This window comes from Lysinibacillus contaminans, from assembly GCF_001278945.1.
GTDB classification, from domain to species: domain Bacteria; phylum Bacillota; class Bacilli; order Bacillales_A; family Planococcaceae; genus Lysinibacillus; species Lysinibacillus contaminans.
Map to the genome: position 1 here is coordinate 1017250 of NZ_LGRV01000003.1, position 21792 is coordinate 1039041.

Annotated in this window: 20 protein-coding genes; 18 read left to right on the plus strand and 2 right to left on the minus strand. The window is 38.4% G+C overall.

Translation table 11 applies throughout. From position 1 onward, the window contains the following. The first annotated feature begins 299 nt into the window (after positions 1–299). From AEA09_RS07150 to AEA09_RS07175, 5 genes are all read left to right on the plus strand, one after another. Entirely contained in the window at positions 300–926 is a 627-nt protein-coding gene (locus tag AEA09_RS07150) for a GyrI-like domain-containing protein (protein ID WP_053583183.1), read from the plus strand. A 988-nt stretch (positions 927–1914) separates the two neighbouring features. Further along, entirely contained in the window at positions 1915–2136 is a 222-nt protein-coding gene (locus tag AEA09_RS07160) for a transcriptional regulator (RefSeq protein WP_053583185.1), read from the plus strand. Further along, the gene (locus AEA09_RS07165) at positions 2133–3392 is read left to right on the plus strand and encodes a Y-family DNA polymerase (protein ID WP_053583186.1); all 1260 of its coding nucleotides are present in this window, start codon (positions 2133–2135) and stop codon (positions 3390–3392) included. The genes AEA09_RS07160 and AEA09_RS07165 overlap by 4 nt, the downstream gene beginning before the upstream one ends. Before the next feature lie 14 nt (positions 3393–3406). Beyond that, positions 3407–3751, plus strand: coding sequence for a YolD-like family protein (locus tag AEA09_RS07170; RefSeq protein WP_053583187.1), 345 nt, complete (start codon positions 3407–3409; stop codon positions 3749–3751). Between the two features lie 729 nt (positions 3752–4480). Beyond that, the gene (locus AEA09_RS07175; RefSeq protein ID WP_082332586.1) at positions 4481–9337 is read left to right on the plus strand and encodes an Ig-like domain-containing protein; all 4857 of its coding nucleotides are present in this window, start codon (positions 4481–4483) and stop codon (positions 9335–9337) included. A gap of 77 nt (positions 9338–9414) precedes the next feature. On the opposite strand, the gene AEA09_RS07180 is transcribed toward AEA09_RS07175, so the two are convergent. Then, positions 9415–9942, minus strand: a complete 528-nt coding sequence (locus AEA09_RS07180) for a tyrosine-type recombinase/integrase (protein ID WP_082332587.1) — start codon at positions 9940–9942, stop codon at positions 9415–9417. Between the two features lie 200 nt (positions 9943–10142). Here AEA09_RS07180 and AEA09_RS07190 point away from each other — a divergent pair, with 200 nt between their 5' ends. After that, positions 10143–10370, plus strand: a complete 228-nt coding sequence (locus AEA09_RS07190) for a hypothetical protein (RefSeq protein WP_156312077.1) — start codon at positions 10143–10145, stop codon at positions 10368–10370. 963 nt (positions 10371–11333) lie between these two features. Continuing rightward, positions 11334–11756 (plus strand): hypothetical protein, encoded by a 423-nt coding sequence (locus AEA09_RS07205; protein ID WP_245622807.1) that lies wholly within the window; start codon positions 11334–11336, stop codon positions 11754–11756. A gap of 54 nt (positions 11757–11810) precedes the next feature. Here the strand turns inward: AEA09_RS07205 and AEA09_RS07210 are convergent, their stop codons facing one another. Next, positions 11811–12575, minus strand: a complete 765-nt coding sequence (locus tag AEA09_RS07210; RefSeq protein WP_053583193.1) for a hypothetical protein — start codon at positions 12573–12575, stop codon at positions 11811–11813. Between the two features lie 595 nt (positions 12576–13170). On the opposite strand from AEA09_RS07210, the gene AEA09_RS07215 reads away from it, so the two are divergent. The 11 genes from AEA09_RS07215 to AEA09_RS07260 all read left to right on the plus strand — a co-directional run bounded on the left by AEA09_RS07215 (position 13171) and on the right by AEA09_RS07260 (position 21780). Continuing rightward, complete coding sequence (locus tag AEA09_RS07215; RefSeq protein ID WP_053583194.1) at positions 13171–13353, plus strand: hypothetical protein; 183 nt, start codon at positions 13171–13173, stop codon at positions 13351–13353. Between the two features lie 193 nt (positions 13354–13546). Beyond that, complete coding sequence (locus AEA09_RS19875) at positions 13547–13696, plus strand: hypothetical protein (protein ID WP_156312079.1); 150 nt, start codon at positions 13547–13549, stop codon at positions 13694–13696. Positions 13697–13794: 98 nt separating this feature from the next. Further along, positions 13795–14250 carry a hypothetical protein gene (locus tag AEA09_RS07220; RefSeq protein WP_053583195.1) on the plus strand — a complete coding sequence of 152 codons (456 nt, stop codon included), beginning with the start codon at positions 13795–13797 and terminating at the stop codon, positions 14248–14250. 234 nt (positions 14251–14484) lie between these two features. Beyond that, positions 14485–15009 carry a hypothetical protein gene (locus tag AEA09_RS07225; protein WP_053583196.1) on the plus strand — a complete coding sequence of 175 codons (525 nt, stop codon included), beginning with the start codon at positions 14485–14487 and terminating at the stop codon, positions 15007–15009. 23 nt (positions 15010–15032) lie between these two features. Continuing rightward, positions 15033–17573: a tape measure protein gene (locus AEA09_RS07230; RefSeq protein WP_053583197.1), complete on the plus strand. Its 2541-nt coding sequence runs from the start codon at positions 15033–15035 to the stop codon at positions 17571–17573. Then, positions 17570–18274 carry a LysM peptidoglycan-binding domain-containing protein gene (locus AEA09_RS07235; protein WP_053583198.1) on the plus strand — a complete coding sequence of 235 codons (705 nt, stop codon included), beginning with the start codon at positions 17570–17572 and terminating at the stop codon, positions 18272–18274. Before AEA09_RS07230 ends, AEA09_RS07235 begins: the two co-directional genes overlap by 4 nt. Positions 18275–18284: 10 nt before the next feature. Beyond that, entirely contained in the window at positions 18285–19241 is a 957-nt protein-coding gene (locus tag AEA09_RS07240) for an XkdQ/YqbQ family protein (RefSeq protein WP_342667622.1), read from the plus strand. Then, positions 19241–19678 (plus strand): DUF2577 domain-containing protein, encoded by a 438-nt coding sequence (locus tag AEA09_RS07245; RefSeq protein WP_053583200.1) that lies wholly within the window; start codon positions 19241–19243, stop codon positions 19676–19678. The genes AEA09_RS07240 and AEA09_RS07245 overlap by 1 nt, the downstream gene beginning before the upstream one ends. Beyond that, positions 19672–20088 carry a DUF2634 domain-containing protein gene (locus AEA09_RS07250; protein WP_053583201.1) on the plus strand — a complete coding sequence of 139 codons (417 nt, stop codon included), beginning with the start codon at positions 19672–19674 and terminating at the stop codon, positions 20086–20088. Before AEA09_RS07245 ends, AEA09_RS07250 begins: the two co-directional genes overlap by 7 nt. After that, on the plus strand, positions 20081–21172 hold the full coding sequence (locus AEA09_RS07255) for a baseplate J/gp47 family protein (RefSeq protein ID WP_053583202.1): 1092 nt from the start codon (positions 20081–20083) through the stop codon (positions 21170–21172). The genes AEA09_RS07250 and AEA09_RS07255 overlap by 8 nt, the downstream gene beginning before the upstream one ends. Continuing rightward, positions 21169–21780: a putative phage tail protein gene (locus AEA09_RS07260; protein WP_053583203.1), complete on the plus strand. Its 612-nt coding sequence runs from the start codon at positions 21169–21171 to the stop codon at positions 21778–21780. Before AEA09_RS07255 ends, AEA09_RS07260 begins: the two co-directional genes overlap by 4 nt. Positions 21781–21792: the final 12 nt, after the last annotated feature.

Consider the following 21792-nt stretch of genomic DNA (forward strand, 5'->3'; position numbering starts at 1 on the left):
TAAAGCCCGATTTCTTAAGATTAATGTTAAGAAATTGGGCTTTTTCGTTACTCCATTAAAGTGCCTTTTAACGGAATAAAGCTGAGCTTCTATTTAGCTGTTGGTTTTGTTTAACAGAGCCTATCTCTTTTTTGCTAACAATTGAAGCATTCTTTGTTAGGCGGTTGTGAAGTTATTGGACTTCAACTAACGCTTGCGTCTCTACAACAAGTGGAGACGCTTTTTACGATCGCATCAGCTTAATTTTGAAGTAGTGCTCAAACATAATGAAAATAATATATAGAAGGGAACAAAAGCTAATGAAATACGAATGGAGAAAACAAGAGAAGAATTTATATATCCCAAAACAAAAACCTGAACTTGTAACAGTTCCAGAACAGCAGTTTTTTATGATAAAAGGGCAGGGCAATCCGAATGAGGAAGAATTTGCAGAAAAGATTGGTGTTCTTTACTCGTTGGCTTATGCGGTCAGAATGATGCCAAAGCAAGGATATACGCCGGACGGTTATTTTGAGTATACAGTATATCCATTAGAAGGTATTTGGGATTTAACCGAAGAGGGAAGGCAATTAGATACATTAGATAAAGATGAATTGTTATATACAATCATGATTAGACAGCCGAATTTTGTAACAAAAGAGGTAGTAGAGAGAGCGTTCAAGCATGTAGAAAAGAAGAAACCACATCCATTCCTAAAGGATGTAACATTCGATACGATTCAAGATGGGTTATCTGTACAAATGCTTCATGTAGGACCATATGATGATGAGCCTCAAAGTTTTGAATTAATGAATGAATTCGCGAAAAACAACAATCTTGAAAGAGTTGCGATGCTACATAGGGAAATATATCTTTCAGATTTTAGAAAAGTTGAACCTGCAAAATTAAAAACTGTTTTGAGATATAAGGTTAAGCCAGTAGAATAGCATAAGCTCTTAACACCTAAGGTATATTCATTATTGCTCGATATCGTGAATGGAGGTTGATTTCCGTTCCGGCTGGGCGCTTTCCGGGGGGCGTCTGATGAGCCGCTTCACTCGCAAGCTCGCTCCAGGGTCTCATCTAGGACGCTGATCCCCCAGGAGTCGCCCAGCCTCCACTCAACAAGCATACTACAATGAATAAGTTCTTTAAAAGTGTGTTTACATCCATTGATAGAATCTTGTCTCCCCTTTAAAGCAACTGCCACTTCATTGTATGGAAATTAATGTTTGTGAATTTGCTCATATGAGTTATTAAAATGTAGCAAAAGTTGTACTTAAACTAACTAGTTAACATTTTAGCAAACTGCCCTTCTATCACACTATCATTAGGACCAAATTGTCGGTTTGCTGTTATGTTGACTATGCTTGGCACATTCGCAAGTGCTGCAGTCGGTACGGCTAATGCTGATAATTAGAGCGTACTCAGTACCTCCAATTTCATTTGTTTTGCTACAACATAAAAATGACCAAGATAACTTAATTGCCGTCTTGGTCTTTTTGTATTTGTGTGGGTGGGTTTGTCTATGAAGTGTAGTCGATCCAAAGAAAATGAAAATAGCACCAGCTATTCTCAAAATTATGTTATTGATCATATCATCATCAATAGTTATGGCTATTAGTGAACTTCCGAACAAAATCATTATGAATCCAAACAATCCTTTTATGTACCTCAATGTTGGGCCTCCTAATTTTAAAAGCCACTTAGGTGAGTGACTAAATTTATTCCTCAGTTTCATAACTAATCGGAGTATGTTCTGTATTTTTTCTCTTTGCCCTAATTATTTGACATGAACTATTTTTTGAATTTTATTGGAAAATAGGTAAAAAGTACATAACGAAATTTTATGTTATCACTTGTAAAACAGAACGTTTGTGCGTAAGATAAATACAAACAAATGTTCTATTTTTATTATTAGGAAGGGGAAAAATAATGAAAGAACAGCTAATAAAAGCTATGCAACGTAATCAGTTAGTAAACATGATGTACGTGTCAAAGACTGGTGGAATAACAAAAAGGCGTATCAAAATCATTAAGATGGAAAGTGATTTATTTCAAGCATTTTGTTTTATGAAACAGGCAAAGCGTACTTTTATTATCGATCATGTTCTAGCTGTTGTGCCGTTAATCCATAAAGCGCGTGATGTCGTATGAATTACGAAAACATGCCAAACAAAAGTATTTTTTGCATCGATATGAAAAGCTTTTATGCCAGCTGTATGGCTACTCTGCACGGATTAGACGTTATGACAACGCCAATAGCGATTATTGGTAACTTTGAACAACCTGGTAGCGTAGTTCTTGCAGCATCTCCAGCAATGAAAGAACGATTCCGAATCAAAACAGGGAATAGGCGTTACGAAATACCAAAGCATCCAGACATTAAATTGTTTGAGCCGAAAATGGCGTACTTTATAGAAATGAGCATGGCTATTACGCGTTTGATTTCTCAGTATGTACCACCAGAATGCATCCATGTATACAGCGTCGATGAAAGTTTTGTGGATTTAACAGGAACAGAAAAATTATGGGGTCCACCTGAAGAGACTGCTTTAGCAATACAGGAAGCAATTTATCTTCAACTAAATATTCCATCAGCTATAGGGATGGGACCAAATATGTTGATGGCGAAGTTAGCTCTAGATTTAGAATCTAAAAAGACGGGTTTTGCTAAATGGACCTACGAAGATGTACCGGAAAAGCTTTGGCCAGTGAAGCCACTTTCGCAAATGTGGGGAATTGGCTCAAGAATGGAAGCAAACCTAAATGATATGGGCATATTTTCAGTTGGAGAATTAGCAAATGCAGATCTGAATGTGCTTGAAAAACGCTTCGGTATTATGGGCAATCAGCTATATCATCATGCGTGGGGAATCGACCTCTCAACGTTAGGCGAGCCTCTAGTTACAAATTCTGCTTTAAGTTTTGGCAAAGGCCAAATGCTCATGCGTGATTATCACACAAGACAGGAAATATCGGTTGTTTTGTTAGAAATGTGCGAAGACGTAATGAAACGTACCCGTGAGGCTGGATATGTTGGTCGGACGGTAACACTCGGTCTGTCTTATAGCCACAGTGCGATGACAAAGAGCTTCCATCGGTCAAAAACCATTGAAATCCCAACGAATGAGACACTTGTGATGCACAAAGTTTGCATGGAATTATTGAATCAATACTTTGCTGGCGAACCAGCTCGACAATTATCTGTCCGTTTAACAAATTTAGAGCCGGAGCGTAGTATTCAGCTGGATTTATTCGATGAGCGGAAAGAGAAACGGCAGATTCTAGGTCATACTATGGACGCTATTCGCAGTAAGTTTGGTGCGACTTCATTATTACGAGCAGCTTCATATACCGATGCTGGAACCGCTATAAAAAGAGATCGTTTAGTCGGTGGACATTTAGCATAAAAGGGGCGTAAATTGTGATACGAGATAGAGGTACAATTAAGTGGACGGCGATGATGTTGCCGGAACATGTGCAGAAAATCCGCGATTGGAAACAAGAATCATATGCTGAAGCACCTAGAGAATTGACTGAATGGGAGCTAGAGGAATTACAGCTAACAATAGATCAAGCAGTAACACAGCAAAAAATCGTTACTTTAACTGTTTGGGAAAGCATAAAGTACGTGCAATGGACTGGGCTTATTCAAGCTTTAAATCCGGATAAGCAAGAACTTACATTAGAGACCATCACCAAGATTAAACATATACCCATTCACACTATACACGCTGCACGATTAGATGAAGAAAGTTATGAAGAATGAAAGCCATCCGATAGCGGGTGGCTTTTTGATATATCAATTATTTCAGTTTGTATCAGTATGTTTTTAAATTGCATTTTATGAAAAATAAAAGCAACAAAAAAGCAACCAAAATTCTGAATGCATGTGAATAGTGGCGAAATCCAATTATTATAATAATGAAAAAACCTTGCTATAAAGGGCTTTGTGAATACATATGAAAAGGGGTAAATAGATGAACGCTTACGATGAATATAAGCGTTCATTTTTTTCGGAAACATTGATATATCAAGGGTTACATAAGGTTAGTTGTTGTTTGTTTTTGAAAAAGTCACAAAAAGATAACATTTCTCCAAATTTGGTATCTTTAGAATTTTAAAATATAAATAATTAGAAAAGTAACGACTAAAGAAGCACTGGAATCAAAAAAGATTCTGGTGCTTTTTTATGTTATCAAAAATATTTTCTAAATAGAAATATATTTTAGAATATTTGAAAAACGTTGATTTTTTTAACCTAATTTTAACCTTTGTGTATTAAAATTAATTGAAATATCAGAACGGAGGGGTCAAATGAGAAAACCGATAACTAGAATATTTTCAATTTTTTCTACTTTCCATACTTATTTCTCATACGTTTTTTGGTAGCTTACTGATATTTCCCCGAAATACTGGAGACGTTGTGTTAGATTTCTTATGAAATATGGGAATAGGATAATTGATTTTTTAAAAATGGAGAAAAAGGAGGTTTGAAATGAATTTAATAAAGAAAATAGGGTCATTATTTCTAGTTTTATTGTTAGTAACAGGAACTTTAAGTATAAACCCAATCGGTACCGTATATGCTGCATCTCCAACGGCGACGATTGTAGTCGCAGACACTGCACTGGTAATTGGAGAAACCTCACTGGTGACGATTACCTTCTCAGAAGCGGTGACGGGATTCACCAATGCGGATCTGACAATCGCAAACGGAACACTAAGCGCCGTTAGTTCTTCGGATGGAGATATCACATGGACAGCAACGTTAACTCCAGATGCTGATATCACTGATGCAACGAATGTCATTACGCTCGACAACACGGGTGTGACTGATTCGGCAGGTAATATAGGACAGGGTATCACGAGCTCGAATTATTACGAGATTGATACGCAACGTCCAACGGCAACAATTGTAGTAGCAAACAATGTGCCGGGTATTGGGCAACACTTACTGGTAACTATTGTCTTCTCGGAAGCAGTGACTGGCTTCGACATTTCTGATCTATCAGCCGCCAACGGAACTGTATCCACCGTTTCGGGTAGCGGTTCCATTTACTCAGCAACGTTAATACCAAATGCTAATATCACTGCTGCAACCAATGTCATTACGCTCGACAACACGGGTGTGCAGGATGTTTCAGGTAATGCAGGAACGGGTACCACGGCCTCGAACAATTACGCGATTGATACGATTCGTCCAACGGCAACGATTGTAGTCGCAGATAGTATGCTGACAGCTGGAGCAACATCCCAGGTGACGATTACCTTCTCAGAAGCGGTGACGGGCTTCAACAATGCAGATTTAACAATACCAAATGGAAGCCTAAGCGCTGTTAGTTCTTCGGATGGTGGTATAACTTGGACAGCAACATTTACGCCGAATATTAATGTCAATGATACAACCAATATCATTTCGCTCAGCAACTCAGGTGTGTCTGATTTAGCGGGTAACGCAGGTTCAGGTACTACTAATTCTGGCAATTTTACGATTAATACGGTTCGTCCAACGGCAACGATTGTATTCTCAGACACTGCATTGAAAATTGGAGATACATCAACGGTGACGATTACCTTCTCAGAAGCGGTGTCGGGCTTCACCAATGCAGATTTGACAATCGCCAACGGAACCATAAGCAATGTTAGTTCTTCAGATGGCGGTATCACATGGACAGCAACGTTCACGCCAACAAGTAATATCACTTATGCAACCAATGTCATTACGCTCGACAACACGGGTGTGACTGATTTAGCGGGTAACGCAGGAAGTGGTACCACGGACTCGGACCATTATGCGATTGATACGGTTCGTCCAACGGCAACGATTGTATTCTCAGACACTGCCTTGAAAATTGGAGATATATCAACGGTGACGATTACCTTCTCAGAAGCGGTGTCGGGCTTCACCAATGCAGATCTGACAATCGCCAACGGAACCATAAGCAATGTTAGTTCTTCAGATGGCGGTATCACATGGACAGCAACGTTCACGCCAACAAGTAATATCACTTATGCAACCAATGTCATTACGCTCGACAACACGGGTGTGACTGATTTAGCGGGTAACGCAGGAAGTGGTACCACGGACTCGAACAATTATGCGATTGATACGGTTCGTCCAACGGCAACGATTGTATTCTCAGACACTGCATTGAAAATTGGAGATATATCAACGGTGACGATTACCTTCTCAGAAGCGGTGTCGGGCTTCACCAATGCAGATTTGACAATCGCCAACGGAACCATAAGCAATGTTAGTTCTTCAGATGGCGGTATCACATGGACAGCAACGTTCACGCCGGCAAATAGCATCACTGATGCAACTAATCTCATTACGCTTGACAACACAGGTGTGGCTGATTTAGCGGGTAACGCAGGAAGTGGTACCACGGACTCGAACAATTACGCGATCGATACGGTTCGTCCAACGGCAACGATTGTAGTCTCAGATAGTACGCTGAACTCTGGAGAAACACCACTGGTGACGATTACCTTCTCAGAAGCAGTGACGGGCTTCACCAATGCAGATTTATCAGTCCCAAACGGAACACTAAGCGCCGTTAGTTCTTCGGATGGCGGTATCACATGGACAGCAACATTCACGCCAAATGCTGGGATCACTGATACAAGCAATGTCATTACGCTCAGCAACACAGGTGTGACTGATTTAGTGGGAAACGCGGGGAGTGGTACCACGAACTCGAACAATTATACGATTGATACGGTTTCACCAACGGCAACCATTATAGCCGCAGACAATGCACTGAAAATTGGAGAAACATCCCTGGTGACAATTACCTTCTCAGAAGCGGTGACGGGCTTCACCAATGCAGATTTAACAATCGCCAACGGAACACTTAGCAACGTTAGTTCTTCGGATGGCGGTATTACATGGACAGCAACGTTCACGCCGACAAGTAGCATCACTGATGCAAGCAATCTCATTACGCTTGACAACTCGGGTGTGCAGAATGCGACAGGTAATAAAGGAAGTGGTACCACTGACTCGAACAATTACGCGATCGATACGCAACGTCCAACGGCGACTATTGTAGTCTCAGACAAAGCACTGGGAATTGGAGAAACATCACTGGTGACGATTACCTTCTCAGAAGCGGTGACGGGCTTCACCTTGGTAGATTTAGTAGTCGACAACGGAACACTAAGTGGCCTTAGTACTTCGGATAATGTCACATGGACAGCAACGTTCTTACCAGTTGCTGGTATCACTGATGCAACCAATTTCATTACGCTCAACAACTCGGATGTGTCTGATGCTGCAGGTAATGCAGGAACGGGTACTACGTTCTCGAACAATTATGCGATTGATGCGCAACGTCCAACGGCAACGATTGTAGTCACAGATAGTACGCTGACAGCTGGAGAAACATCCCTGGTGACGATTACCTTCTCAGAAGCGGTGACGGGCTTCGACAATGCAGATTTATCTGTCGCCAACGGAACACTAAGTGCTGTAAGTTCTACGGATGGCGGTATCATATGGACAGCAACGTTCACGCCAACTGAAGGTGTCACTGATACAAGCAATCTCATTGTACTCAACAACATAGGTGTGACTGATTTGGCAGGTAATGCAGGAACGGGTACTACTAATTCTTCCAACTATTCGATTGCTACGGTTCGTCCAACGGCAACAATTGTAGTCGCAGACAGTGCACTGAAAATTGGAGAAACATCCTTGGTGACGATTACCTTCTCAGAAGCAGTGACGGGCTTCGACAATAAAGATCTGACAATCGCAAACGGAACTCTAAGCGCCGTAAGTTCTTCTGATGGCGGTATCACATGGACAGCAACGTTCACACCAACGAAAAACATCAGTGATTCGACGAATGTCATTACACTTAACAACACGGGTGTGCAGAATGCTGCAGGCAATACTGGACTGGGTACCACGGACTCGAACAATTACGCGATTGATACAGTGGTTCCTGCGGTGGTTCGTCCAACGGCGACTATTGTAGTCGCAGACACTGCACTGAACATTGGAGAAACCTCACTGGTGACGATTACCTTCTCAGAAGCAGTGACGGGCTTCACCAATGCAGATTTGACAATTGTAAACGGAACACTAAGTGCTGTTAGTTCTAAGGATGGTGGTGTCACATGGACAGCAACATTCACACCACAAGCCAACATAAATGTAGCCAAAAATCTAATCACACTTAATAATAGCGGTGTGTATAATAGTGGAGGTAACGCAGGACAGGGTATAACTGAATCCAATCAGTTTTCTATTTTCACGCAAGTAATAACTGATGGAGGTGGTTCGATATATATACCCAACAATGAGTCCCCATCTATTCCGTCTGACAAAGTAATTACTTCAATTAATGGTGAAATTACGCTATCAGTTGGCACATCAGGGGTGGTTAGCCTAGGCGAAATAATCAGACTTTCTATTCCTAAGGGTGCCTCAAGTAGAGAATTAGAAATCTCAATAGAGGCATTAAAGAACATAGAAACTTTGCTAAGGAATAAAGAAATTTTAGCAAGCCAAGTGTTTGAAATTAAGAAAAATAGTATAGAAAATTTAAATAAACCTGTAACATTAACTGTAGCTTTCGATTTGGAGAGCCTAAAAAGTGATGAAACTGTTGCTCTATTTTATTATGACGAATTGAAGAAATCTTGGGTGAAAGTTGATGGTGGTATCATAAAGGGAAATCAACTGACAGCAGAGATCAACCAGTTTTCGAAGTATGCGCTACTCGTTGTAGATAAAACAACTGGAATGGCGATAATTGATACTACAGTGGAAATTGATTCCAATGAACCCTCTGAAATTCCGACTGAAGATACTACAGTAGAATTCAATTTCAGTGATACTATTGGACACTGGGCAGAAGAAGAAATTGGGGCAATGTTTACGCTTGGTATTATTACAGGCTATCAAGACGGTACTTTTAAACCAAATGACTCCATCAAACGAGAACATGTAGCCGTCATGATAACACGTGCCTTAGAGTTAAAGCCGATTCGTGCAGCACGTACTTTTACAGATGTTTCAACGAGTAGTCCATACTATGATGCTATTAGTAGGCTACAAGTAGCGGGCATTATTGATGGGACAAATGATGCCTTTCATCCTCAAGCGAATATGACGCGTGCCCAAATGGCAAAAGTATTAGTATTAGCTCTTGGGTTAAATAGTGGTAGTAAAACTACCTTCCGAGACGTCCCTGAAGATCATTGGGCGAATGGATATATTGCAGCACTTGAAGAACATGGCATTACGATAGGGGATAATGGAAATTTCAAACCGAATGACCTTGTAACACGTGCCCAATTCTCAGCCTTTTTATGTAGGGCGTTAAATTTACAAAAATAATAGAATACTATGTACGAATAACGCCCATCTACTTTTAGATGGGCGTTTCTATAATTAATTTTTTTATCTTTTTCTTTTTACTCGTTTTCAGTATGGTCATTTAGTAATTCCGTAAACTTAGCATGCATTTTTTCAGTAGCAGCTACTCGCATCCCAGACGTAACATGCAAATAAATCTTAGTCGTTGTCTCAGAGTTTTTGTGGCCAACTCGATTCATAATGAAGTTCAAATCCACACCAGCCTCTGCCAACAGACTAATGTGTGTGTGGCGGAGGATGTAGGTGCGGAATTGTTTGTTGATATCGGTGAGGGCGCCGAGTCGTCGGACGGTTTGGTTAAGCATCTTGACGGTAGGGGGGATGCCTTCTTTGTCACCGAATACAAAGTCGGATGTAATCCATTCGCGATCCTCACGCCATTGGTAGAGCAGCTTCAATTTCTCCACGACAATATCATCTATGTCTACGGAGCGGACGCTGCCAAAAGTTTTGGGTGGTGTGAGCTCGAAGTCGCCACGGATACTTTTTTTCGCATAGACTGTTTTGTTGATGTGAATGATTTTTTTGTCTAAATCGATGTCCCCTGCCTGTGAATGCGATTGTATAAAAGAGGGTGAGGTACATAATGTTGCGGTGTTTGTCCACGTAACTTAAAAATTCCTTCAATTCGTTAGTTTCTAAATAAAGCTTCGCTGTTTCCTCATTACTAACATCCTCTAACGTCAGCTTTTTCTTTGGTACAAATGAAGCTTCAACAGGGTTTATCTCAATCAAGCCAATTTCTTTTGCATAAGCAAACATCATTTTGGCTGCATTGTGTGTGCCGTGCAGAAACGGTGACGATATGTATGAAGGCGATTTAACCGAATTAGAAGTGGACGGAGAGATACGTCGCTTTGTAGTACGAATTAAAACAGTGGTAAGGGAAATGGTATCCCATCCTTCATTCGATGATGCGACTGCAAAAGTGAAAGTTACTGGGGTTGTTTTTGAATGGATCTCTTCCCTTGTGTGGATGAAAACGGAGTGCTAGACAACGAAAAGATGGTAATTGTAGGGCATGTTGCTTAGCAATCGATAAATATTGTGCAGTAAAAGTAACAAATTGTTGAGGAAGTAATTAGATGTGTAAGAATTGTAAAATCGACTCTTTAAAAGCTAAGCATTTAAAGGGAAATCCTGGTTCTGAATTTGAATTAATCATTAGTCCTAGTAGTGGTGAAACCTTTCCTAAATTTAAGAGCTACATGTAATTTACTAAAAAACGAAGGATACGTGAATAAAAAGGAAATCAATCTCAGTTTAGTATATTTTAATAGATAAATAAACTGAATATCTAGATGATTTAAATATGTTTCAGTTCTTTGTTTCATCTTTTCTACTTCTAAATAGTAATAACATGAATAATAAACTTGCTACCCAAAAAGAATAAAAGATATTTTCGAGCAAAGCCCAATTACCATTATTGAAATAATCCAAAACCGTTGTAATTAAGAATAGTGTTACAAAAAAAGTAATATATAAGTATTTTCCGAATGTAGTCAATTAAAGCACCTCAATATGCATTTTTTAATAGTGTGTGCAAATTAAGGTTATTTATTCATAAAAAAGCCGCAGCGTTGGTAGACACTACAGCTCCGGCATGAAACTATTTGAACTTATGCAGTTGCTTCACTTTCAACGAAGCTACTTCTCCACAATTCGTACAAATACTCAAAATTAGTGGTGAACTCGAAAGATTGATCCTATCGATTCTAATAGGTCTTACATTTGAATAAGGACCGCCTAATTCACCTTGTGCAAAGGAATCATTACCACATCTTTTACAAACTAGTTTATCTAATTCCATTAAACCACCTCAATATGTATTTTATGTAAATTATAACATAAAAGAAAAGCCGCAGCGTTTGCAGACGCTACAGCGGATTGATTGATTCATACCCTTCGAGTTGTATTGACATTAGCATTATACCACAACGTAGGAGGGCAAACCTATATGGGAAAACAAGGGCAAACAGAATTAAATCGTTATCAGCTGGACAAGGCAATCAAAAAGTATCACGACAACATGTGTAAGTACATGAGAATGAAGGATGAACTAGATTCATTAACGGCAGCAGCATCAACAGCACAATATGGTATTGAGGCAACTATGCCTAAAGCAGTAGGGGGAACAAGTGATCCAGTACATGCACATGTTCAAATTCGAGCAGCACGTGAAGTACGTATTAACAAGACTAAGATTGAATTGCTGATGGTGCAAAATCTAATAGAAAAGGTAACTGGTGACATTGAGCAAGAAGTGCTTTATTGGCTGTTAGAAGGCATGCTCTTCCGTTGGATTGGGGCAAAACTAAATATGAGTCATACGAGTGTACAGCGAGTGAGAGAGCGTATTTTGGATATGATGATGGAATAAGGAGAAGGCCATTTTCTTTTAAAGTAGAAAATGGCCTTTATAGAATTGTGTATTTTAATTTGAAGAACCTTCATCTTTGTTTATTAAATTAAACCCATAATTAATTTGCACACAAATATATGCAACTATCACGGTAAGGGAAGGTATTAATATCTTGTAGCTTGGGCTTTCTATGTATTCGTTAAATGAATTATTTATGTCTTCCGGGTTAGAAACAGTAAATGCGGCAGTTGCGGCTGTATCACCTAGTACTACTATGGTAATTATAGAAGACAGTATGCTGAATATTTTTTGCATATCATACTTCTTGTAGATGGTTTTAATATTTTTCTTGCTGGGCTTAAAGAATTTTCTATTCATTGCAATGTAACTGAATGATAAATTTACAACTATAACAAATAGCGAAGTTGAAACAATACTAAGCACTAAAAAATAATGCGGAGATAATTCAGTGTTTACTAAAATTGTGATACAAATTACAAAAGTGCAAATTATTAAGATGAAAATTTTAAATAATTCTATAAAGCAATAACAAGATGTTTTGAAAATATCAAAATAATGATCCATTGAATTTGGCTTAGCTAATTGTTCCTTTTCAAAAAGTATATGTTGGAACCATGAAAGTACAAAATAAGCTATCAAACAAAGAATAGTGCTTGAAATTAACCCGGAAATTAGATTTTCCATTAGATTTAAAGTGTTTTTCACAATTGTCTGCCAATTGAAAAATAATAAAGTGGAAAATGAGAGGCATATTATGATGAGAACTATAATTGTAACTAGTAATTCATTTTTTATTTCTTGTTTCGTCTGATTCATTATTTCTCTCCCTAATATAAAATTGTAATTATTTACATATCTATTTTATATCCAATGCGCCAAGTGTTACAACTGTTACAAATGTGCCAGATGTTCCAAACGTTTCTTTTTTGACTGGTTGAAATGTAAAATGAAGGGGAGGTTGGTCAGGTAAATGTTTTTTCTTTTGATCTTTATAATTACTAGATTTTTGAGAAAGACAGACCGACGACCGACCCGCGCCCCATAAACTTGTTCAGGGCAAGACATACATGGCCGGCCCATATTTTTTAAGAGATTAGGTATCTTAATAATATAAAGGTTAAAAGGAGTGGTTTATATGTGAACTTCGTCCACTTTCCATTTTATTCAGTTAAACTTTCCAAAGTGCACGGATTCGCACTAACACAATTCGCTTTGCAATAATACACGGGCAGCTCTACGTGACTCAGAAGTGGGCTATCGACAGTTTTACCACAATTAAATAATAGACGAATGAAAGCCTTACACCTAGCACGGTAAGGCTTTTTATTATGACAAAGAATTTGCATACCATCTCTTTTTGGTCATAATGTATAATTAAAATGAAATAATCCTAATTAGGAAGGAGTTGGATATGGGGATGTCGGAAGAATCCGTATTGATTTTATTATCGCTAGTTTTATTAATAGGATTAACACTACGATGGATAAGAATCATAAAAGTGAATAGCAATATTCAAGTTGAACAAAATAAAGAAATTATCGAGCTTTTAAAAAAGAACAGTCGAGATAAAGATGAAATCAAAATAAACGAATAATACATATATAGATTCATTTAATGTTAGTTTAACATCCTACGGGGTGTTTTTATTTTGATTTGAAAACTGCATCAAACAGTCATTTTAAAAATGTGTTAGGAAGCAATCATAAGAGTGTAAGTCATTATAAGACACGAATGACTTGTTTGGTGTTGTTTTGAGGACAGAACAAAATCAGAATGAGGTGAGGACGATGAATCATGTATTGCAGTGCGAAAATTGTGAACGACCAGCTCCAATCATTAGTAAGAAGCATGTGCGTACGATTGTCGGAAATGAGACTGAGAAAAAGACAGTTCCTAATGTAATGCGTGTGCGGGTGGGACGATTAAACTTATCGTGAGATTTTTAAAAATATAAAAAATACTGGTCTTGTTCGGAAATTTAGAAGGACTTTCCATTTTTGTGTCGAACAGTGACATAAAGAGGGAGGTGATTTGAATGACTGAATTAGATCAAACGAATAGTTCGGGTCATAATATTTTTATTAGTGATTTAATCGAAGCCACGAGAGGGAAAGATCAAGTATTGAAAAAATTTATTAGTAAACAATTATACATAAAGAAATCCCCTTTTGGCATTGAAAGGATAAACAAAAATATAGATTTTTTGAAAACTTTGGATTCGACCCAACAAGCATTAATTATAGGGAGGGCTGCGGATTTTAAAGAATCTAACGACCCTTCAAAATATTTCCCTGTAATACTAGCTATTTTTGGATTTATTATTTCTCTTTATAAACTACTAGACGAGTTCACTGGCACTATTATTTTTTCGTTTATGGTGACCTTGGTAATAGCAATCTATTTCACTTTTCTAATGATTCGTGCTTTTTCAACATATCCAATAGCTGTATATTTTCATTCTTTAGTAACGAATATAAAATTTGAAAAATAGTTTTAAGCATCTCTACGGAGGTGCTTTTTCTACGCCTAAAAATAAAAAAAGCAATTAGCATAATGGGGTGACAGCAAAAACATGTTAAGGAGTTACCTTCTAGTTCGGGGTATGATGGAGTGGGGGGAATTCAAATGAATGAAAAAGTTACTTTGATTTTATCAATACCCCTGCAATTATAGTCGCAACTTGCTCGCTATCTCCTAAGATTACTAGACATGAGGAGGGATGAATTTGAGGAAAATTAGTATTATTTTTGCGTCAATATTGTTACTGATCATTAGTGCTTGTTCTGCCGAGAGTAGTAAAGATAGTCAAAAAACTGAACCTATTATCGACGCGACAAAATTTAGTAGAATTAGCAGTGCTCAGTTGATTGAAATTATGGGGGAACCTGAATATGTAGATGAGTATAATTGGTTGGTACCATCGACAGGGAAGGAAATACCGGCGAAAACATATATTTACGAAGGAAATAAATATGAATTTATGGTAATCGAGGACGCGGTCACAAGAATGAGCATTTATTCTGGAACATATATGGGATATGATGATACATCATTTGAATTTAAGAATGATGAAGATCTTTTTTCTATGTTTAATATCCAACCAAGCGACGATTTAAAAAAAGTTGCTGATACTGGTGCAGCATTAAGATTTACGCCAGTTTCAGAAAAAGTTGCAGAATTGTGGGTTCTTGAAATTGAAAAAAATAACTTTGGTATTGCAAAAATCACATATAACTTGAATTACTATTAAGCACCTACTAGGTGCTTTTTCTTATGCCCAGAAAGAAGGTGAGAGCCATTTCAGTACGTACAACTATGACCTTAACAGACCGCATGACAGGTACTTTGCAAAAGATGATGAAAGCAATGAATAGTACAATTCGAGCGATGGAACAGATGCATACCGCATCAAACAGAGCAGGTGATATGCGTAGTTTACAGCGAGCTAGGCGTGATATAGAGAGTGCTAGTGCATCTTTTGAACGATTAAGAGCAAGTGCAAGGTTAGCAGGAAGTGAAGGGCAGAACGCTGGTGCTAGGTTGCGAAATGGCTTAAATAGTGTTCGGGATAGCGCGAATTCAGCCACCAGTAGCGTACGCACATTGTTAAATAGTCTTTTGGGATTTGCAGCTGCGTACTTATCTATCCAAGGTATTGTCAATGGTTTCAATAAATTTACTCAGGCTTCGGATAACTACTCTAACACGAATGCTCGTTTATCAAATATTAATGATGGTCTTCAAACACAAGCTGAATTGCAAGACAAGATTTATAGAGCCTCACAGCGAAGTTTGAGTTCGTACAACGATACTGCAGCGAGTGTGGCAAAGTTGAATCTCTTAGCAGGTAAGTCTTTCGCTAGCAATGATGAAGCAATTCGCTTTTCAGAATTAATGAATAAATCGTTCTCGGTATCAGGTGCTTCTACACAAGAGAAACAAGCAGGGATGTATCAATTGACGCAGGCTATGGCAGCGGGACGACTTCAAGGTGATGAGTTCCGTTCTATTACAGAAAATGCACCGTTGTTAGCGCAGGCAATTGCAGACGCAACTGGAGTTGGGATGGAAGGGCTAAAAGAGATGAGCTCTGAAGGAACTATTACAGCAGATATTATCAAAACATCTTTATTCAAAGCTGCCAAAGATATTGAAGAGAAATTCAAAAACATGCCATTAACATTTGCTGATGCAATGACTGTGTTTAATAACTGGGCACAAAAAGCGTTTGAACCGATGTTTATTCGATTCAGACAATTCGTTAATTCTGATGCATTTGGCGTATTAGCCGGTCATGCAATGATATTTGTAAATCTTTTCGTATCTGGTTTATCACTTGTATTTGATGCATTAGAAATGATGTACAACACAATCGGGGCTGTGGGGCAATTTATGTATAATAACGCTGCATGGGTGGTTCCAATTCTAGTTGTAATGGCAGTTGTTTTAGGTTCTATCGTAGCTATTTTGATGACTAAATATGCAGTTTTAGGATTGATTAGGACTGCAACACTTGCATGGGCAGCAGCTCAATGGGTGGTAGATGCTGCTTACTTAGCTAGTCCTATTACGTGGGTCATAATCGCGATAATTGCGGTTATCGTTTTGGTCGTTACCGCAATGATTATGTGGGGTGAACAAACAGCAACAGTAGTTGGCTTTGTCGCTGGAATATTTGGTGCGTTAGGAGCATTTATCTTCAATGTTTTTGCTAACATTGCAAACTTCCTAACAATCTTTGCTGAATTCTTCATCAATCTATTTATTGATCCAGTGTATGCCGTGAAGAAATTATTTTATGACTTAGTAATGATGGTTGTTGATAACATGTCTGCAATGGCAGGTAGTTTTGATAGTGCTGCAACGGTTTTAGGTAATGCCTTTGTATCTGGAGCAAATATTGCAATTAAAGCAGTAAACGGATTAATTAATTTACTCAACAAAATACCTGGTGTTGATATCGGTACTGTGGGTGAGCTACAGACTGGTAAATCCAACGTCGTCACAAAGCATTGGCAAAACTTCGCTGCTAACCTTAAAGCTCCAACTAGCGATAAAAACGTAGTGAACTTATCTAAGACTAATCTTATGAGCATGCCTGATGCATTTAATAAGGCGAATGAATGGGCTTATAACGGTACGATGAAGGCTGCTGATACAATGAGTGGTCTTGTAGATAAAGCTAAGGGTCTAGCTGGTTTAGGTAAAGACTCTAACAATAAAGAGAATCCATTTAGTGATACTGCTAGTTTAATGGATAACGTAGTAAATACAGCACCTTCAGAGTCAGGTCTTGGTAAAAGTGCTGATAAAGATAACAAACTTAAAGGTGGAAAATTGGATACGGTCGGTAAGATTGAAGATAAAATCAATCTAGCAGACGAATATCTAGAATTATTTAAGGATATTGCAGAGGGAAAAGCGATTAACAATATCGTGTCATTAACACCGAATTTACAGGTCAACAACACCTTTGAGGACACTGCAGGTAGTGTATTAAGTAAAGTCCTGAATAAGATTGGTGACTTATCAAATGTTGGTGGTTATGCTGCAAAGTTGAATGACTTTGTTTCGCAATCATTAAACGCACCATCTAGAGATGATGTTGTGGTGTCTAAAGAGGTGCGTGAGAAGGTTGCAGCTTCACCTATCATGAACAATAGCAAGACGGTTGTTCAACATGTCAAGAGTGAGCCTAAGTTCTACTTCACAGGCGATATAAATGAAAAAGTGGACGTTGAAGATGTTGTGAAAGCCATTACGCAAGGACTTAAAGATGAACAAGGTCGTTCAGTAGAGGGGGTTTACGGATGACGACAGGCATTTATCTAAGTGCTAAAAACGATGCAGAAGGTTTTCGTATTCCTGTAAATCCTCCTGATCTACCTTTTAAAAATACTGCTGATGGTGAAGAATTTAGTATTGCTAAAACAGGTTCCGTGAATGTACCTAAACCAATGAAACTAACGGAATTCGCATTTTCATCATTTTTCCCAGCAAGTGATACGCATTACGCCGAGACTCAATTTGTCGAACCTAAAAAATATATTGATCAAATTAACAAGTGGATGGCCGAAGAAACGGTTATTCGCTTTATTTATGTTGGTGGTTCTTTTTCGATTAACGGCCTGGTTACGATTGAGAGTTTTGAAGCGAAGGATCAGTTTGGCACTGCAGATGTTGACTATTCTATAGCGTTCAAAAAATATGTGCCTTTTGGATTTGAAAAAATGGAGCTTGTAAAAAAGAAAATCCAGGCTGTTCAGTCCGCTGATAAAAAGGCAACAGAACAGGTTGTGAAAAAGGAAGCCCCTAGAGAAAATCCCAAGCCAGTACCACAAACGTATAGCTTGGTGAAAGGAGACTCTCTTTGGAAAATTGCTCAAAAGTACACAGGGAATGGCGCTAACTATAAAGCATTGCAGTCGTTGAATGGCATTAAGGACAGTGATTTACGTAAATTGCCAATTGGCTTAAAAGTGAAAATACCACCTGAATGGACAGCTAAGAAATGAGGTGACAGGTATGGAAGTTCTAATCGATAATCGTGACGGAAATATTTATGAAGTACCTATTACCTCAGTTAGTTGGAAAACAGAAAAAACAGGTAAGGCATCGGAATTAAACGTCACTTTGCTAAATCCAGATCCGATAAAGGATGAAGTTGTATCTGGTGCAATCGTGCGAGTTACTGATGGTGTTCATAAAATTTTTTATGGTTATTCATTTAAAGCAGGGTTTGGCAAAAACAGCGAATTTAAAGTTACGGCCTACGATCAGTTGAAGTACTTAATGTACAACGACACTTATGTAATTCCCTCGATGTCAGCTGAGTCAGCTATAGCTCGTATTTGCGGGCAAGCGAATTTAACGCTTAGTAAATCAGCAAGCACAGGGTTTGTAGCGCCAGGAATGGTTGAAGAAGATAAAAAGGCATTAGATGTCATTATGAAATATATCGACTCTGCAATTGTTGCGACCAATCAGAGCTTTGTATTCATGGATGATTTCGGGTCACTTGGTTTGCACAATATCAGTGATCTCGTTATCCCACCTACAGAATTTTATATAGGTGAGGAAAGTCTTTTATACGACTTTGATTATTCAGTGTCTATCGAGGATGCGTATAACAGGATTAAATTAGTTGTAGATGACAAAGAGGCTTCTAAACGAAAGGTCTTTATTGCGCAGGACAGCGGTAATATCGCAAAGTGGGGGCAACTACAGTACTACAAAAAAGTAGACGAAAATATGACACCTGCCCAAGTTGAAAGTCTGTTAGATACTCTACTAGCTGTTCACAATAAAGAAAAGAAAGAATTGTCATTGAAGTGTTTAGGTGACTGGCGAGTGCGCGCTGGTAAGATGGTCTTTATTTATATTGAAAAATTAGGGCTGAAACAATTGTTTTTAGTGGAAACTTGCACACAAGATTGGTCACCGAAAGTGCATACAATGAGCTTAGAATTGAAGGTGGTTTAATGAGTTTATTAGATTTAATAAAAACAACGGCAATGGCTGCCTTTCGAGCGTCTAATCCAGTAAACATTATTTTGGGTACGGTGATAGAATCCAAGCCATTAAAAATTGAAGTACACTCGAAGCTCATCTTAACGGACGAGTTTTTGCTTGTCGCTGAACATCTTACAAGACACGAACGTATTGTAACAGTCGAATATGAATTTCCGAAAAACTTTCCTAAAGGTCAAATCGGTGATGAGCTAAAGCAAGCGAGTTCTAAGAGAAAAAACATTGGTGATCCATACTCGAACCCTTATGAGATTTACGAAATGAAATATGCAAAATTAAACTTTGAAGATGGACTTAAAGAAGGCGATAAAGTAGTGATGCATAGGGTGCAAGGTGGCCAGAAATATTATGTTTCAGACAGATATAGAGAAGGTGATAAAGTATGGTAATACCTAAGGGGACAATCGCAATTACACCCGAAATCGAAGTAGTTGATGCTGCTGAATTACCTACCAGGACGTACAATTTAGATTTCATAAAAGGGCGCTGTGGTGGTTTTATTGACGGTCAAAAAGCTATGGAGCAAGTAATATTTAAAGTGTTGAACACTGTGCGTTTTAAACATCTAATTTACACGGACAATTATGGCTTTGAGAATATGATTGGTCATGACGAGTTGTATGTTCGCGGTGATTTAGGAAGGCGTATACAGGAGGCACTATTGCAAGATGAGCGCATTACAAGTTTATCAAATTTCAGTCTTGATTTTGTGACGAAAGACGATGTGCTAGTGGATTTTGTAGCGCACACGATATATGGAGATGTGCAGTTGTTAAAGGAGGCGGTGAGAATTGCTTGATTACTTGGAAGCCCAAACATTTGAAAAATTATTAACAGAAATGCTTGATCAGGTTCCTGATGACGTCGATAAGCGTGAAGGAAGTATCATTTACGATGCACTTGCACCAACCGCATTAAAGACTGCTGAAACGTACTGGGACATGGCTGTGTTATATCGTCGTACTTTTGCAGTAACTGCAGATGGTATCGACCTAGAAAAGCGTGTAAATGAGCATGGTGTTGAGCGTAAAAAGGCTGGTAAAGCGATTCGTCGAGCTGTATTCACTGGAAGAGACGGTCAACCGCTCAACGTTGCATTAAGTGGGCTGTATCGTTTAGATGCAATAATTTATAAAGTGATTGAAAAAATAAATCCAGGTGAATTTAAAGTAGAGGCTCAATCAGCTGGTGCTGTTGGTAATAGAGATTTCGGAGAAATGCTACCAGTAGAAGCTAATAACAAATTAGGTAAAGCAATACTTTCAGATGTACTCGTACCAGGTGAGGACGATGAAACAGACGAATCCCTTTATCAGAAGTTTTTAGAACATATACGTGAAAAAGCTTTCGGTGGGAATCGTGCGGATTACAAGAAAAAAATAAGAGCTATACAAGGTGTCGGTGGAGTTAGATTAAGACGTGCACCATATGGTGGAGGCACAGTCAAAGCGATAATAATTGACTCTGATTTCAATGCCCCTACACCTGAATTTATATTATATGTACAAGAAATAATGGACCCTATTGAATTTAAGGGCGATGGCTATGGTACGGCACCAATTGGCCATGAGGTGACTGTTGAAGGTGTAGGAGTAGTTAACGTTATTGTCGAATGTGAAATCATCCTAAACGGTGTAACAATCGGTCAAATTGAATCCCAGGTAAATGAATCGCTGAAAGAATATTTCGCTGAACTTCGTGCTAATTGGTACAAAGATCTTGACATCAATGTGCGTATTACACATATCGAATCTAGGCTATTAGAAATTGAAGGTATAGAGGATATTACATCAACGCTTCTAAATAACCTTGCTAGTAATATTAGCTTGAATGAGGAGATTCCTTCACTTGTTAGTATTGTGCTAAAGGAAGTGGGTTCATGAGCAACGATTTTATAAATGAATTACCTCCATATTATAAAGATGTTAGAGAGTTTCAGGAGTTGTCAGAAACGGTCGTATCGGACTGGGGCAAACTCAGTGAGGCTTTTTTTAATACGGAAAAAGACCAATTCATTTTATCGTCAGGTGAAGCTGCTATTGCTATCCGAGAAAAAGATTTTGGTATTATAGCAGATCGGCGTACGGAAACTTTAGAGTTCCGAAAATTACGGCTACTAGCAAGGATGCAAGAAAATACAAACTTAGTTTTCGAGTATTTAAAAAGCATACTTGACTCACTTTTGGGCAAAGGCACTTATGAAATCAATCTTGATATCGAAACGTTTGACATGGATGTATATGTGACGCCGGAAACTATCTATTACAAAGAAGTAAAGAGTTTAGTAGAACGAATCGTACCACTAAATATCGCTTTAAGAACTGCGCGTAGATTTAAAATCGATACTACTACGTACTTGCCAAGCTACTTAGCAACTGGCTCTGAAATCACGTTGCATCCAATGAACATCGGCAACATTGAATCAAGTGCCAAAACTAACAGTCTAGCCGGTATGAAAACAGCTACTAGAATTACCATTTTACCACTATGAAAGGAGAGTTAA

Bases quoted from the DNA above. Each gene is read 5' to 3' on its own strand.
- AEA09_RS07150 (WP_053583183.1), top strand. From the start codon at position 300: ATGAAATACGAATGGAGAAAACAAGAGAAGAATTTATATATCCCAAAA.
- AEA09_RS07160 (WP_053583185.1), top strand. From the start codon at position 1,915: ATGAAAGAACAGCTAATAAAAGCTATGCAACGTAATCAGTTAGTAAAC.
- AEA09_RS07165 (WP_053583186.1), top strand. From the start codon at position 2,133: ATGAATTACGAAAACATGCCAAACAAAAGTATTTTTTGCATCGATATG.
- AEA09_RS07175 (WP_082332586.1), top strand. From the start codon at position 4,481: ATGAATTTAATAAAGAAAATAGGGTCATTATTTCTAGTTTTATTGTTA.
- AEA09_RS07205 (WP_245622807.1), top strand. From the start codon at position 11,334: ATGGGAAAACAAGGGCAAACAGAATTAAATCGTTATCAGCTGGACAAG.
- AEA09_RS07210 (WP_053583193.1), bottom strand. From the start codon at position 12,575: ATGAATCAGACGAAACAAGAAATAAAAAATGAATTACTAGTTACAATT.
- AEA09_RS07215 (WP_053583194.1), top strand. From the start codon at position 13,171: ATGGGGATGTCGGAAGAATCCGTATTGATTTTATTATCGCTAGTTTTA.
- AEA09_RS19875 (WP_156312079.1), top strand. From the start codon at position 13,547: ATGAATCATGTATTGCAGTGCGAAAATTGTGAACGACCAGCTCCAATC.
- AEA09_RS07220 (WP_053583195.1), top strand. From the start codon at position 13,795: ATGACTGAATTAGATCAAACGAATAGTTCGGGTCATAATATTTTTATT.
- AEA09_RS07230 (WP_053583197.1), top strand. From the start codon at position 15,033: ATGCCCAGAAAGAAGGTGAGAGCCATTTCAGTACGTACAACTATGACC.
- AEA09_RS07235 (WP_053583198.1), top strand. From the start codon at position 17,570: ATGACGACAGGCATTTATCTAAGTGCTAAAAACGATGCAGAAGGTTTT.
- AEA09_RS07240 (WP_342667622.1), top strand. From the start codon at position 18,285: ATGGAAGTTCTAATCGATAATCGTGACGGAAATATTTATGAAGTACCT.
- AEA09_RS07245 (WP_053583200.1), top strand. From the start codon at position 19,241: ATGAGTTTATTAGATTTAATAAAAACAACGGCAATGGCTGCCTTTCGA.
- AEA09_RS07250 (WP_053583201.1), top strand. From the start codon at position 19,672: ATGGTAATACCTAAGGGGACAATCGCAATTACACCCGAAATCGAAGTA.
- AEA09_RS07260 (WP_053583203.1), top strand. From the start codon at position 21,169: ATGAGCAACGATTTTATAAATGAATTACCTCCATATTATAAAGATGTT.